2 protein-coding genes are annotated in these 17,788 nt (G+C 47.7%); both read left to right on the top strand.

Features of this window, described 5'->3' with window-relative positions; genetic code table 11:
- Positions 1-5 precede the first annotated feature (5 nt).
- Entirely contained in the window at positions 6-16,160 is a 16,155-nt protein-coding gene (locus PQO03_RS11725; protein WP_274153382.1) for a VCBS domain-containing protein, read from the top strand.
- A 126-nt stretch (positions 16,161-16,286) separates the two neighbouring features.
- The gene (locus tag PQO03_RS11720) at positions 16,287-17,483 is read left to right on the top strand and encodes a hypothetical protein (RefSeq protein WP_274153381.1); all 1,197 of its coding nucleotides are present in this window, start codon (positions 16,287-16,289) and stop codon (positions 17,481-17,483) included.
- Positions 17,484-17,788: the final 305 nt, after the last annotated feature.

Here is a 17,788-nt window from a genome sequence, read left to right as displayed (position 1 = left end):
AAATCATGGCTGAAGATACCCCGCAAAATCATGCTTCCAATAAAGATGATTATCGTCCTCTTGATGAAAAATTAGCTGAAGCAGAAAAACATGCTGATTATCGTCCCCTCGATGAAAAATTGGAGCAGGTTGAAGCTGATGAAAAAGCCCCTGATGATAAAAACTATGAACTGAAAATCCAGATAGCTGATCAAGGCGAAAAAGACTTTGTTATCCATTTTTCTCTTCCAGACGACCCTTCGATTCGTGAAGTTCATATCACAAATTTACCCCAAGATACTGAGCTAGATGGGGCCGTAATTCAGCCCGATGGTTCGGTCTATTTATCTATTGAAGATCTCAGTGATTTCTTACTAATTCTTCCTCCAAAAGTAGATATTGATAATGTGATAAATTTCTCCATCCCTTCTACTATCGATAGTATCGCTGATGAATTTGGTGGAGAGGTATTAATTTCTTCCGATCAAGCCAATAGCTCATCTCCTGGTCAAGCCCCTCTCATTCATATCCCAACTCAGACTTATCAAATCCTCGCTCCTAGTGGTAATGCTACAACTCCGGTATTTCAGCCCTATCACCCTTACGCTAATACAGGCTCACATTCATCACAAAATTTAGGCCCTGCCATTTCTAGCCTATCTGGTTCAACTCATGGCCAAACAGAAGAAGATAATAATCAAGTAGTACAAGGGAATCTACAGATCCATACTAGTAATTTGTCTCCATCATCCATCCCACCTACTTACAAAGCTAGCTCGCTACATGGCACATATGGTACTCTCGCAATTGCTAAAAATGGTCATTGGACTTACACTCTAGATAACTCAGCGCACAATGTCCAGGCACTCACTCAAGGACAACAAGTACAAGAACATTTTAATATCCTCTCCACTGATGGCAAGTCGATACCAGTGAGTATTGATATCACTGGGAAAAATGACGCTGCCAGTATATCTGGCACAGATATGGGCCAAGTCACGGAAGAAACAAGCCTACAAACGTCAGGCACTCTGACAATTTCCGACACGGACACGGGGGAAGCACATTTCTCTGATACTGATTACGCTGGTACTCTCGGCACGCTACACATGACGGACTCAGGTGCGTGGACTTACGATCTCGATAATTCCAATACAAGCGTGCAAGCCCTCGCTCAAGGAAGCTCTGCAACTGATACCATCACTGTGAAATCAGCTGACGGAACTACTCATCAGATCACAGTAACTGTCAACGGTACGAATGATGCCGCCCAGATTGCGGGTTCCGCAACGGGTCAAGTAACTGAAGAATCTGCTCTGCAGACTTCTGGTACACTTACTATTTCTGATACAGACACGGGGGAAGCACATTTCTCTGATACTGATTACGCCGGCACTCTCGGCACTCTGCACATGACGGACTCAGGGGCGTGGACTTACGATCTCGATAACTCCAATACAAGCGTGCAAGCCCTCGCTCAAGGTGCAAGGGCTACCGATACTATCACTGTGAAATCAGCTGACGGAACTACTCATCAAATAACTATTACGGTCAACGGTACTAATGATGTCGCCCAGATTGCGGGTACTAATTCAGGCCAAGTCACGGAAGAAACAAGCCTACAAACGTCAGGCACTCTGACAATTTCCGACACGGACACGGGCGAAAATCATTTCTCGGATACTGATTACACTGGAACTCTCGGCACACTGCACATGACGGACTCAGGGGCGTGGACTTACGATCTCGACAACTCTAATACCACCGTGCAAGCCCTCGCTCAAGGAAGCTCTGCAACTGATACCATCACTGTGAAATCAGCTGACGGAACTACTCATCAAATCACAGTAACTGTCAATGGCACCAATGATGTCGCCCAAATTGCGGGTTCCGCAACGGGTCAAGTAACTGAAGAATCTGCTCTGCAGACTTCTGGTACACTTACTATTTCCGATACCGATACTGGTGAAGCACATTTCTCGGATACTGATTATGCTGGCACTCTCGGCACGCTGCACATGACGGACTCAGGGGCGTGGACTTACGATCTCGATAACTCCAATACCACCGTGCAAGCCCTCGCTCAAGGAAGCTCTGCAACGGATACTATCACCGTGAAATCTGCTGATGGCAGCACCCATCAAATTACCCTCACGGTCAACGGCACTAATGATGCCGCCCAAATCACAGGTACTCATTCAGGTCAAGTCACGGAAGAAACAAGCCTACAAACGTCAGGCACCCTGACAATTTCCGATACCGATACTGGTGAAGCACATTTCTCTAATACTGATTATGCTGGCACTCTCGGCACGCTGCACATGACGGACTCAGGGGCGTGGACTTACGATCTCGATAACTCCAATACCACCGTGCAAGCCCTCGCTCAAGGAAGCTCTGCAACGGATACTATCACCGTGAAATCTGCCGATGGCAGCACCCATCAAATTACCCTCACGGTCAACGGTACGAATGATGTCGCTCAGATTGCGGGTACTAATTCAGGCCAAGTCACGGAAGAAACAAGCCTACAAACGTCAGGCACTCTGACAATTTCCGACACGGACACGGGCGAAGCGCATTTCTCTGATACTGATTACGCCGGTACTCTCGGCACGCTGCACATGACGGACTCAGGGGCGTGGACTTACGATCTCGATAACTCCAATACCACCGTGCAAGCCCTCGCTCAAGGAAGCTCTGCAACGGATACTATCACCGTGAAATCTGCCGATGGCAGCACCCATCAAATTACCCTCACGGTCAACGGTACGAATGATGTCGCTCAGATTGCGGGTACTAATTCAGGCCAAGTCACGGAAGAAACAAGCCTACAAACGTCAGGCACTCTGACAATTTCCGACACGGACACGGGCGAAGCGCATTTCTCTGATACTGATTACGCCGGTACTCTCGGCACGCTGCACATGACGGACTCAGGGGCGTGGACTTACGATCTCGATAACTCCAATACCACCGTGCAAGCCCTCGCTCAAGGAAGCTCTGCAACGGATACTATCACCGTGAAATCTGCCGATGGTACAACTCATCAAATTTCTGTCACCGTCAACGGTACTAATGATGCCGCACAAATCACAGGTACTCATTCAGGTCAAGTTACAGAAGAAACAAGCCTACAAACGTCAGGCACTCTGACAATTAGCGACACGGACACGGGGGAAGCACATTTCTCTGATACTGATTACGCTGGCACTCTCGGCACACTGCACATGACGGACTCAGGGGCGTGGACTTACGATCTCGACAACTCCAATACCACCGTGCAAGCCCTCGCTCAGGGTGCAAGGTCTACGGATACTATCACTGTGAAATCAGCTGACGGAACTACTCATCAGATCACAGTAACTGTCAACGGTACGAATGATGCCGCCCAGATTGCGGGTTCCGCAACGGGACAAGTCACTGAAGAATCTGCCCTACAGACTTCGGGTACTCTGACCATTAGCGACACTGACACAGGCGAAAATCATTTCTCCGACACGGATTACACTGGAACTCTCGGCACTCTGCACATGACCGATTCTGGTGCCTGGACTTACGATCTCGATAATTCCAATACCACAGTGCAAGCCCTCGCTCAAGGAAGCTCTGCAACGGATACCATCACCGTGAAATCAGCTGACGGAACTACTCATCAGATCACCGTTACCGTCAATGGCACTAATGACGTCGCCCAGATTGCGGGTTCCGCAACGGGACAAGTCACTGAAGAATCTGCCCTGCAGACTTCTGGCACACTTACTATTTCTGATACTGACACAGGCGAAAATCATTTCTCGGATACGGATTACACAGGGACTTTGGGTACTCTGCATATGACTGATTCTGGTGCCTGGACTTATGATCTCGATAACTCCAATACCACCGTGCAAGCTCTCGCTCAAGGAAGCTCTGCTACGGATACTATCACCGTAAAATCAGCTGACGGAACTACTCATCAAATCACAGTAACTGTCAATGGCACCAATGATGTCGCCCAGATTGCGGGTTCCGCAACGGGTCAAGTCACAGAAGAATCTGCTCTGCAGACTTCTGGTACTCTGACCATTAGCGACACCGACACTGGTGAAAATCATTTCTCGGATACTGATTACACGGGTACTCTCGGCACTCTGCATATGACTGACTCTGGTGCTTGGACTTATGATCTCGATAACTCTAACACCACCGTGCAAGCTCTCGCTCAAGGAAGCTCTGCAACTGATACCATCACCGTGAAATCAGCTGATGGTACAAGTCATCAGATCACCGTTACCGTCAACGGTACTAATGATGCCGCCCAAATCACAGGTACTCATTCAGGTCAAGTCACGGAAGAAACAAGCCTACAAACGTCAGGCACCCTGACAATTTCCGATACCGATACTGGCGAAAATCATTTCTCCAATACTGATTATACAGGTACCCTCGGCACCTTGCATATGACTGACTCTGGTGCCTGGACTTACGATTTAGATAATTCCAATACCACCGTGCAAGCCCTTGCTCAAGGAAGCTCTGCAACTGATACCATTACAGTGAAATCAGCTGACGGAACTACTCATCAGATCACCCTTACCGTCAATGGTACTAATGACGTCGCCCAGATTGCGGGTTCCGCAACGGGTCAAGTCACAGAAGAATCTGCTCTGCAGACTTCTGGTACTCTGACCATTAGCGACACCGACACTGGTGAAAATCATTTCTCGGATACTGATTATACTGGAACTCTCGGCACCTTACACATGACCGATTCTGGTGCCTGGACTTACGATCTCGATAATTCCAATACAAGCGTGCAAGCCCTCGCTCAAGGAAGCTCTGCAACTGATACCATCACTGTGAAATCAGCTGACGGAACTACTCATCAGATCACAGTAACTGTCAACGGTACGAATGATGCCGCCCAGATTGCGGGTTCCGCAACGGGTCAAGTAACTGAAGAATCTGCTCTGCAGACTTCTGGTACACTTACTATTTCTGATACAGACACGGGGGAAGCACATTTCTCTGATACTGATTACGCCGGCACTCTCGGCACTCTGCACATGACGGACTCAGGGGCGTGGACTTACGATCTCGATAACTCCAATACAAGCGTGCAAGCCCTCGCTCAAGGTGCAAGGGCTACCGATACTATCACTGTGAAATCAGCTGACGGAACTACTCATCAAATAACTATTACGGTCAACGGTACTAATGATGTCGCCCAGATTGCGGGTACTAATTCAGGCCAAGTAACTGAAGAATCTGCTCTGCAGACTTCTGGTACACTTACTATTTCCGATACCGATACTGGTGAAGCACATTTCTCGGATACTGATTATGCTGGCACTCTCGGCACGCTGCACATGACGGACTCAGGGGCGTGGACTTACGATCTCGATAACTCCAATACCACCGTGCAAGCCCTCGCTCAAGGAAGCTCTGCAACGGATACTATCACCGTGAAATCTGCTGATGGCAGCACCCATCAAATTACCCTCACGGTCAACGGCACTAATGATGCCGCCCAAATCACAGGTACTCATTCAGGTCAAGTCACGGAAGAAACAAGCCTACAAACGTCAGGCACCCTGACAATTTCCGATACCGATACTGGTGAAGCACATTTCTCTAATACTGATTATGCTGGCACTCTCGGCACGCTGCACATGACGGACTCAGGGGCGTGGACTTACGATCTCGATAACTCCAATACCACCGTGCAAGCCCTCGCTCAAGGAAGCTCTGCAACGGATACTATCACCGTGAAATCTGCCGATGGCAGCACCCATCAAATTACCCTCACGGTCAACGGTACGAATGATGTCGCTCAGATTGCGGGTACTAATTCAGGCCAAGTCACGGAAGAAACAAGCCTACAAACGTCAGGCACTCTGACAATTTCCGACACGGACACGGGCGAAGCGCATTTCTCTGATACTGATTACGCCGGTACTCTCGGCACGCTGCACATGACGGACTCTGGTGCTTGGACTTATGATCTCGATAACTCTAACACCACCGTGCAAGCTCTCGCTCAAGGAAGCTCTGCAACTGATACCATCACCGTGAAATCAGCTGATGGTACAAGTCATCAGATCACCGTTACCGTCAACGGTACTAATGATGCCGCCCAAATCACAGGTACTCATTCAGGTCAAGTTACAGAAGAAACAAGCCTACAAACGTCAGGCACTCTGACAATTAGCGACACGGACACGGGGGAAGCACATTTCTCTGATACTGATTACGCTGGCACTCTCGGCACACTGCACATGACGGACTCAGGGGCGTGGACTTACGATCTCGACAACTCCAATACCACCGTGCAAGCCCTCGCTCAGGGTGCAAGGTCTACGGATACTATCACTGTGAAATCAGCTGACGGAACTACTCATCAGATCACAGTAACTGTCAACGGTACGAATGATGCCGCCCAGATTGCGGGTTCCGCAACGGGACAAGTCACTGAAGAATCTGCCCTACAGACTTCGGGTACTCTGACCATTAGCGACACTGACACAGGCGAAAATCATTTCTCCGACACGGATTACACTGGAACTCTCGGCACTCTGCACATGACCGATTCTGGTGCCTGGACTTACGATCTCGATAATTCCAATACCACAGTGCAAGCCCTCGCTCAAGGAAGCTCTGCAACTGATACCATCACCGTGAAATCAGCTGACGGAACTACTCATCAGATCACCGTTACCGTCAATGGCACTAATGACGTCGCCCAGATTGCGGGTTCCGCAACGGGACAAGTCACTGAAGAATCTGCCCTGCAGACTTCTGGCACACTTACTATTTCTGATACTGACACAGGCGAAAATCATTTCTCGGATACGGATTACACAGGGACTTTGGGTACTCTGCATATGACTGATTCTGGTGCCTGGACTTATGATCTCGATAACTCCAATACCACCGTGCAAGCTCTCGCTCAAGGAAGCTCTGCTACGGATACTATCACCGTAAAATCAGCTGACGGAACTACTCATCAAATCACAGTAACTGTCAATGGCACCAATGATGTCGCCCAGATTGCGGGTTCCGCAACGGGTCAAGTCACAGAAGAATCTGCTCTGCAGACTTCTGGTACTCTGACCATTAGCGACACCGACACTGGTGAAAATCATTTCTCGGATACTGATTACACGGGTACTCTCGGCACTCTGCATATGACTGACTCTGGTGCTTGGACTTATGATCTCGATAACTCTAACACCACCGTGCAAGCTCTCGCTCAAGGAAGCTCTGCAACTGATACCATCACCGTGAAATCAGCTGATGGTACAAGTCATCAGATCACCGTTACCGTCAACGGTACTAATGATGCCGCCCAAATCACAGGTACTCATTCAGGTCAAGTCACGGAAGAAACAAGCCTACAAACGTCAGGCACCCTGACAATTTCCGATACCGATACTGGCGAAAATCATTTCTCCAATACTGATTATACAGGTACCCTCGGCACCTTGCATATGACTGACTCTGGTGCCTGGACTTACGATTTAGATAATTCCAATACCACCGTGCAAGCCCTTGCTCAAGGAAGCTCTGCAACTGATACCATTACAGTGAAATCAGCTGACGGAACTACTCATCAGATCACCCTTACCGTCAATGGTACTAATGACGTCGCCCAGATTGCGGGTTCCGCAACGGGTCAAGTCACAGAAGAATCTGCTCTGCAGACTTCTGGTACTCTGACCATTAGCGACACCGACACTGGTGAAAATCATTTCTCGGATACTGATTATACTGGAACTCTCGGCACCTTACACATGACCGATTCTGGTGCCTGGACTTACGATCTCGATAACTCCAATACCACCGTGCAGGAACTTGGTTCAGGTGAAAGGCTGACCGAAAGTATAACCGTTCAATCAGCCGATGGAACGACACATCAAATCAATGTAACAATCAACGGCACAGACGATGCCGCCGTAGTCACTGGAACAAGCACTGGTAGTGTAACTGAAGATGGAACTGCAAGTGTATCAGAACAACTTACTATCAGTGACCTAGACAAAACGGACACTCCAGGCTTTGCCGACGTAGCAGCAACTCCGGGTACTTATGGTTCTTGGTCGATGAGCAATGGAAACTGGCAGTTTACGCTGGACAACAGCAAAGTTCAAAATTTGGACCAAGGCGCCTCCCAAACCGAGAGCCATGTTTTCACGGCTAGCGACGGAACCAAACATACGGTTACCGTGACGATTCACGGCACAGAAGATCAACCTGTTATTTCCAGCACCGCAAGTTCCTCCGCGACTGGCACAGGGGGAATGAGTATCCAAGATTTGCAGGTGATTGATAAGGTTGATGGTTCAACGATTGATCCTCATGCAAATTGGGGTGCTAGCCAAACCGGTCCTGGTGCAGGCGTTCACATTGTTGGTCTCTATAAACCTGGTAGTGATCATAATGAGCTAAGTTCTGGGCAGGAGCCCACAACTTCCACCGCTCATAGTGGTTCAGGGGGTTTTAGTCGTGTCGATAGTCACGGTTGGTGGCAATCCCATGGAGTTCCCGATACAACTAATACCGGTTCAGGCGGTGCATCTGGTCATGGCAACTCCTGGGAAGGTGGCGTTGTTGTTTTCTCTGATGGTACCATTGGTGTAATTAATCGTGTTTGTGATGGCGGTCCAAGTGAAGTCGACTACCTCTATTACAGTAAATATGATCATTTAAGCAAAGGCAACGCTCTGCTTTCAGGCCAGGGAACTGCTGGGGAAACGATTACGGTCAAAGAAGGAAACTCAATTCTTGGCACGGCCACTGTTGATAGCAACGGTCATTGGTCATTGGCCGCACCCGGCTTGGCGGATGGCGAACATCATCTCCATACCGAAGATGCCCAAGGGCATAGTTCTGCGGAACGGGTCTACGACGTTCATGGCCCGGCGGTGGATGACAATACACCTGCAGGTTTGGATGTCGACATGAAAGAAGATACGTCTCAAACTGATATCAATGGTCATTTGACGGCCTCAGATGTGGATGATGGCGATACCCCAACGTTCACCGCGCAAGCTCAACATGCAGTGAAGTATGGAACGTTCTCAATTGATGAACATGGTCAGTACCACTATCATATGGATAACAGCAATGCGGACGTTAACCATTTAGGTCCAAATCAGACGCTGCAGGAAGTGGTTCAAGTCACGGCCACAACGCCAGATGGTCAGTCCGTTACTCACCCTGTCACCATCACCATTCACGGCTCCGTGGATGCACCCACGCTTAGCGCAAATGCTCTGACAGCTCAGCAAGGGAACGAAATCCCCTTGAATCTCAATGCTCAATTGACTGATGAAAACACCAATGAGGATTTGCTGGTTAAAATTTCGGGTCTTCCCGTAGGATCCACACTCAGTAACGGAACATGGGATGGCCTGGCAAAAATGTGGGTTCTCCATCAATCTGACCTTCAAGGTTTAAAGGTTGACCTCCATAATGCCAATTTCCATGGTGATCTCAACTTCAACGTTACAGCAACTGCCTCTGAATCCGGTGAGAGCAAGTCAGTCACTCAAGGTGTAAGTCTTTTTGTCAATGCACCACCAGAAGTCGCGGCTGCGCTTACGGATACCAGCAAGGAGGATGGCTCTACCCATAACGTTGATTTGCTCCATGGCGCTACCGATCCTGATACTGGGGAAACATTAAGCATTGACAATATTCAATACCAAATGGGTTCAGCCACAGCAAACACGTCGCTACCTGCAGGTGTCACCCTCGCTGCTGATGGCCATACGCTTGTTCTTGATCCTACGGATGCAAGTTTCAATCATCTTGCTGCAGGTGATAGTCAAACAATCACCCTCACTTATGATGTCAAAGACTCACATGGTGGTCTCGTCCATCAGACGACGACGCTTACGATACAAGGGACAAATGACGTTCCCACAATCGCTGGTGTCGCTACAGGTTCAACAACCGAAGACGCAAGTACAAGTGCCACAGGAAGCCTCACCATTACTGATCCCGATGATAATCAATCCTCATTTAGAGACGAAGATGTTCAGGGCACATATGGCTCACTCCATATGAACACTGATGGATCCTGGACCTATCAACTCGACCAAACCACCGCACAAAGCAATGCTGTCCAAGCTCTAGCTGTTGGACAAAATGTTCAAGACAACCTCATTATCCATGCTAAAGATGGCACGGTTCATCATATTGTGATGGATGTGGCGGGATCGAACGATGCACCAACAGTAACAGTCGCTACACTACATGGAACTGAAGATCAGGACTACCAGTTTACCGCAGCAAACTTCGGCTTCGCCGATACAGATACGACCGATACCTTGGACCATGTTACCATTACGGATCTACCTGATCTCGCGACTGAAGGGCAATTGATGCTCAACGGTGTGGCAATCAGCGCAAATCAAGATATCAGCGCTGCAGATATTCAGCATTTAACTTTTGTTCCAAAATCAGACTTCAATGGTGATATAAACTTCAAATACACCGTCAATGATGGAAATGCGGATTCCGCAGAAGCTACGGGAACTCTAACTTTAGCCAATGTCAATGATCTACCAACTATTGTCGCCACAAGCGCGACGACCACTGAAGACACTGACATAATTCTCACTAAAGCCGACTTGTTAAGTGGCTCTGCAGATATTGACCACGACACCCTCGATGTCAATTCTGTTCATGTGGACCCCGCACACGGAACTATTACTGATAATGGAGATGGCACTTGGACCTATCATCCCGCGACTAACTTCAAAGGCGATGCAGATATCTCCTACAAAGTTAATGATGGTACTGCCAATGTGGATAACCATATGACCATGGCCGTGAGCACCGTTACGGACCCTGCCAATATTCAGCTGACGACTTCTGTCGAACAACAAATTGTTAGCACAGGCTCTACTGGCCGCATTCAAGTTGATAGTATCGCAGCTCCAAGTGCTCTCACTGAATTCACTTTTGAAATGACTGTATTAGGTAAGGCTGTTGCTGATACAGGCGCTTCTACAGGTCCTGTTGTCGTCAACATGGGCCATGGGACAAGTACCAATATGCTTTCTCTATGGAATCCCGGCAATATGAAAATCGGCGGAGCTGGCGATATCGCAACGGGTATTAACTTAGGTGATGGTAATAGCCATCGCGTCACATTAACGTGGGATTCAACATCGGGCGATTTAAAAGTCTTCGACAATGGCCAACTTGTCAGTACCGCTCATGGCTATCATAAAGGCGGTACTTTACCTGCAGACCTTTATATGGTCCTGGGACAAAAAGCTAATGGAGGCATTGCCTCACCAACTTGGAATAGTGGTGAACATTATGATGGGAATATTTTTAATGCTGCCATGAGCACTCATTCTATGTCTTCGCAACAAGTGGCACAAGGGCCTCTTGCTTCAATGGCAAGCGTTCATACCGGCTTGATCTTTGACGTTCGTTCTATTGCAGGACATATTCAGGATACTACGGGCGCACATACTTTAGCCGAAAATGGCGTTCATCATGAAAGCCAAATCGTCGATACCAATATGTCTGTTCCTCCTCCTGGTTCCTTATTACATATCACCCCTCAAGTATCACCTAGTGATCCCGACGACAAAGTAACCGGCATCGCAATTCAAGGTTTCATTAAAGATACTGTGGTCTCGGATGGCAGCCACACCCATACCATAACAGGTATTGGAGATCAAATTGACCTGCAAGGTTGGGACTTATCAAAAATTACTGCCCAACTGCCTGCTGGAGTCGTCCACAATATGAACATTGGTGTGACCGCCACAACAGAAGGGCCGGATGGTACGCACGAAATTCACACAGAATTTAATGGTATTAAGCTCGATCCAACACGACCTATTCCCAATGCCATTATCTCTGGTGATGATCTAGAAAATACTGATGAAGACAGTGCTGTGCCTGGCACCTTAACCATTCAAGATAACGATGCTTCGCAGCAATCTTTTAGTGCAAATACCTACCATGGTGCCTTTGGCGATTTAAGCATGCAATCAGGGGGACAGTGGACCTTTACACCAAAATCTAATCTCAATTCTATGGCTGATGGTGATTCACATAAAGACATCTTTACAGTTGAATCGACAGATGGAACTCTACACGAAATACAGGTGAATATTGCGGGGACCAACGATGCACCAACAGTGACCGCCTCGCCTCTCAGCGGTACTGAAGATCAAGATTATCAATTCACTGCGGCAAATTTTGGTTTCACTGACGTAGATACTAGCGATACCTTGGACCATGTCACCATTACCGATCTACCTGACCCAACAGAAGGCGTGCTGATGCTCAATGGTGTCGCCCTTAGCGCAAATCAAGATATCAGTGCAACAGACATTCAGCATTTAACTTTTACACCAAAAGCAGATTTTAATGGCGATGTAAACTTCAAGTATACCGTCAATGATGGAAATGCAGATTCACCAGAATCAACAGGAAACTTAACCGTAACAAATATCAATGATGCACCCGTTGTCACCAACGCGCTGGCTAGCAGTGTTGATGAAGGCGATGCCAGTTCATCTTTAGATTTACTTCAAGGTGCAAGTGATATTGATGCCGATACTCTATCGGTCAATGGCATCCAATATAGTGTCGATGGCGCTGCAGCAACAAGTAGCTTGCCCGCAGGGCTTAGCCTAAGCGCAGATGGACATATCTTGTCAATTGATCCAACAAACGCTGTATTCGATCACCTAGCAGCTGGTGAAACCCAAGCCCTAACCATTACTTATAACATAAGTGATGGTCAGGGCGGCACAATCGCCCAAACGGCCACATTTAACGTAGCTGGAACAAATGATGCACCAACCGTTACTATTGCCTCACTACATGGTACGGAAGATCAAGATTATCAATTCACTGCGGCAAATTTTGGTTTTACTGACGTAGATACTAGCGATACCTTGGATCACGTCACCATCACTGATCTACCCGACATCAGCGAGGGAGTCCTTACTCTTGACGGCAACGCCGTTACAGATGGCCAGGACATCTCTTCGGGCGACATAGGGAAATTGCTTTTCACACCGGTTGCTGATTTCAACGGTGATGTAAACTTCAAATATACTGTCAATGATGGGACATCCGACTCAGCCGAAGCGACTGGAACCATCCAGGTCGCCAATACCGTCGATGCCCCGACCATGACGGGCACGGATACCACGGGTGACGAGGACACCGCCATAGCACTCACACTTGGTGCCACGGCAGCAGCAGGCGATGCTATTACTCAATACGTCATCACAGGTGTTCCCACAGGCGCTAGTTTTTCAACAGGTCATGACGACGGCCATGGACAATGGACGGTTCAAGCGGGTGATATCAGCGGGCTTAAAATTACCCCGCCGAAGGATTTTTCCGGCGATATCCAACTCCACGCAACGGCAACGGCTAGCGATGGCAGCCACACCGCCGACAGCACAGCTCACGCCATCACCTTAAATGTTAACCCCGTGGCAGACGCCCCCAACATCGATGCCTTTGACGTGAACGGCTCCAGCAGCCTTGCCGCTGCAGCCGGGCCACCGAGTCTGGACCAAACTATTACCCTGGACGCTAATCAGGCAGACTTGCTCTCAAAATATGACCCGAGTTCGAAAACAGGATTATCTTTTCTGCAATTTACAGGCGGCGCCACTCTTGATGATCTGGCTGGCATTAAAGTAAACGGCCACCCCGCTCCATTCTCTATGGGGATGATGAAGCACTTCGACATTGAGCATCACGGTGAACTCCTGCAAATTCCTGTAGGTGGACTTGCACACTTTCTTCCCCTCTCGGGCCTGCATACGGGCGACACCATTGAGTTCAGTTTTAAAGCCGGTGTCCAGCCCAGTGCAGGGTTAAGAATTATTGGTTTTGACCCGTCTAGCCAGGGCACCCTCTTCGACGTTATACGTGGTGTCTCTACGTTTAGCAGCGTAATGGGCCTGGGAACAGAGGCGGTATTGTTCGATCACCTTGCCGGCCAAGCCGGTGGGGCACCCAAGGCATTAGGCCTCACTGAAGACGGGTCTCTTGATCTGCATTTTTCTGTTTCCGACCCGGATAGCAGCGAGCATTTACAACTGCATATCGAAGGTCTACCGGCCGGAACCACGCTGAATCACGGCACCAAGCAAGCCGATGGTTCGTGGTTGGTTGATAGTGGCGACGCCACATCATTAACCGCGAGTTTTCCCAAGAATTTTCATGGCAGTATCGACCTCAATGTAAAAGCCATCAGTACTGACGGCACAGATACCGCGGAATCGGCGGCCATGTCTCGCCATATTGACATTGCCTCCGTAACCGACGTGGCCCGAGTGGATGTTCAAAATATTGACGCCGGTGAACACCAACAATGGCTTGATATGCCGCTTAGCGCGCATGCCACAGACAGCCAGGACCCGATCACTGGCGTTACCATCACCGACCTGCCAGCCTCTTTCAGCCTGCGCTTAGCCGCAGGTACCAGCGGTACGGCACCCGTGCATAATATAGATGGCAGTTGGACCATTGACCCAAGTACCCTTTCTCATCTGCAGGTAAATACCCATGATACAGACGGTGTAACAGCTGACTATAAATTGCACGTAATAACCACAGGCCCTGACAACAGCACCGAAGAAGTCGTCCGTCTTGGCCACATTACCTTAGATGCCGTGATAGAAGATATCGTCAGCGTAGACTCAAGCTGGGTTGGGGCAAGCTCCGCCGCCCCAATTGATTTAAGTGCCGGTGGAAACATCCATCATGTCGGTGACTTAATCGACTTTAAGCAAGTCGATACAGACGAAACCACGATGCTCTATGTTCGCGTTGCCGATGGTGTTCTAGTCACTCGTCCCGGTGGAATGGCCACTTATCCGGTGTCAGATGACCTGAGCCATGGGAAGGTAGATCCAGATCCCGGCTTCGTGACCTATCATGTGCCCGTGGCAGAGATGGATCAGGCAGCGATATACGGTAAGAGTGGAGTGATGAACAATCTTGATATTCAAATCCGTGTTGAACAAAGTGAAGGCACGTATGGGGAAGCGAGCAGCGCGAGTGCCACCGAGACCTTTCACTTTACCGGTGCAGACATTGGCGGACATAACTTCATACCAACCGCAACAGTACAGTCGATCGATACCCAAGAAGACAGCGCTCATACCTTTAGTGTAAGTGATTTTGGTTTTAGTGATGGCGATGCAGGTGATGTATTAGATCATGTTTCTATTACTGGGCTACCTGACACCAAACAAGGGACCTTAACCTTAGACGGCAACGCTGTCAGCGCCGGACAAGATATTACCGCCGGCGATATTGCTAAGCTTGTTTTCACCCCCGCAACAGATTTTCATGGTGACGTAGATTTTAAGTACACAGTAAGCGATGGGAAAAACGATTCTATTGAATCAACAGGAACGCTCACGGTCATCCAAGGTCACGCTTCACTGACCGAAGATCAGGATCATGAAGTCAGTGGTTTTATCGATGCCCACCCTAGCGATGGCCATGATGTAGACTTCACGGCCGGGCATTTCGATGGCACTTTTGGAGCATTGGATCTGCAAACAGATGGTTCCTGGAAATATACTCTTGACCAAGCCAAAGCCGATCATCTTAATGATGGTGATTTAGAGCATGATGTCTTTTCCGTTGCTACCACGACTGGTGAACATCACGATATCACACTGGATGTTCATGGCCATACAGATGTCGCTACTGCGCTTCCCCCGCCACCTGCTCCTCCTGTACACGGTGCCGTACAAGCTGATGCTCCTGATATGTTTGATGATCCTCTACAATCCTTTATGGCACTTGTAAATGATGTTGATCATTCAAGTCAAGAGATTCTACATCATGATGTAGATAGCTTCATGGCTCATGTAGATACCAATTATCAGAACGCCTCAAGTCATGATATCGCCGATGTTGATAGCTTCACTGACAATATCGATCTTCATATTTCCGATCATTCAGATCAGGATGAAGTCACTAAACAAGCAGTAGAAAACCTCGATCAAGATCAAGTTCACGATCTCTTTGAGACTCAAGATCACGATGATCCGTCTCTAGCGATTCACGATGTAGATATCGTAGATGCAGATCATCACAGTCAAGATGACCATCATCTAGACGATCATAACATCATTGATGATCCGCTAGATGACGAACCTCTTGATGATCAAATGATTTAATACTGGGTATTAACGAGTCTCATCACTCGCTCTTAAGCCCAAAACTTCGGTTTTGGGCTTTTTTTATGCCTGGGCGAAATTACATTCCTCTTTTAAATGATTTTCCTAAAATGGACTTCCTGTCTCATGATACTTAACATACTGATTATTGTCATTGCTGTATTACTAAGCTCTTACCTTGCCTTTTCTCCAAAACTGAAAAAATCTTCTTCTTGGCAAGCCATGGTGACTCCCCTCGCCTCTATTATGGGCAGTGGTTTCTTGGTCAGTGCACCGCTACTTGGTGGCGTAGTTGGCGTTAAAGCCGTTTTTTGTATGGCTATTTTATTAGTCATTGCCTATGGTGTAGGAAGTGTCATGCGCTACAATATCACACATTTTGAGCCCATCGAAAATGAATCGGGTCACCCACAACAACTCGCTTTTGTCTCACGAATAATTTTGGCTGGGGCCTATTTTATTTCTGTCACCTATTACTTACAATTGCTTGCTGCTTTTTTATTGAAATCTCTTGGCATCTCACATCCACATATGGCCAATTGGATTACAACCGCATTGCTGCTCTCGATAGGTATAATCGGTATTTGGCGTGGCTTAGGCATGCTCGAAAAAATGGAAAAATATGCGGTTGCGCTCAATTTAGGGATGATTGGCTCCTTGCTATTTGCTTTAGTGGTCTACAACATCAATTTAGCTTCCCAAGGAACTTGGGCACTGCCCGATATCTCATCAGATATAAATGGTAACGATATACGCGTTTTACTTGGCCTACTCATTGTTGTCCAAGGTTTCGAGACTTCGCGTTACCTCGGTGATCAACACAAAGCCGAAGAACGCATCAAAACCATGAAGTACGCACAAATTACGGCCAGTATTATCTACTTATTATTTATCTCTCTTGCCACCGTACTCTTCCACAAGGATATGGGCGCCGACGTTACCGCCATTATTGAAATGACAACACCTGTGGCACTAGTTTTACCGACTCTATTAGTCGTGGCTGCCATCGGCAGTCAATTTAGTGCTGCAGTTGCAGACAATGCCGGCGCAGGTGGATTAATCGGGGAAATCACCAATCATCGTGTCCCTGTTCGCTACGCCTATTTACTCATCCTTCTCGTTACGATCAATTTAGCCTGGGAAACCAACGTTAATTTAATCATTGTTTATGCATCAAAGGCTTTTGCCTTATTTTACTTACTTCAAAGTTGCTTAGCTTGTTCTTTGGCGAAACGAAATAAAGAACCAAAAAGGATGATTCTCTTTGCGGGACTCGCAATTGTTTGCGCCTTCGTTTTCTTCATCGGTGCTCCAGCAGAATAAATCTCGTTTCTTTCAAAGAAAAGCCTCTCTACTGATTTTCCTCTCCGTTTATACTTGAGGAATCTTAAGCAGAAAACACCTCCTAAGTCTAGTTCTTACTTAGATAGAAATGATAATGGTTGGACATATACAGTAAGATAAGAGCTCGATTTATAGAGCTTTAAATACTTGTTCATTATCGGAATAAACATTTGTTTTTCTTCATGACCAAAGGGATAAAAGTTCTTTTCTCATACAATAAAATTGCCTTAACTTTAAATACCCTCAAAAAAATACTTTATTTTTATGAAGGAGCAATATAATAT

The sequence above is a fragment of the Lentisphaera profundi genome (assembly GCF_028728065.1).
Classification (GTDB): domain Bacteria; phylum Verrucomicrobiota; class Lentisphaeria; order Lentisphaerales; family Lentisphaeraceae; genus Lentisphaera; species Lentisphaera profundi.
The sequence above is the reverse complement of the archived record's forward strand: the minus strand, read 5'-3'. Positions and strand labels throughout refer to the sequence as shown.

What these genes read in the sequence shown, in the direction of transcription:
- PQO03_RS11725 (WP_274153382.1), top strand. Translation starts at nt 6, where the DNA reads ATGGCTGAAGATACCCCGCAAAATCATGCTTCCAATAAAGATGATTAT.
- PQO03_RS11720 (WP_274153381.1), top strand. Translation starts at nt 16,287, where the DNA reads ATGATACTTAACATACTGATTATTGTCATTGCTGTATTACTAAGCTCT.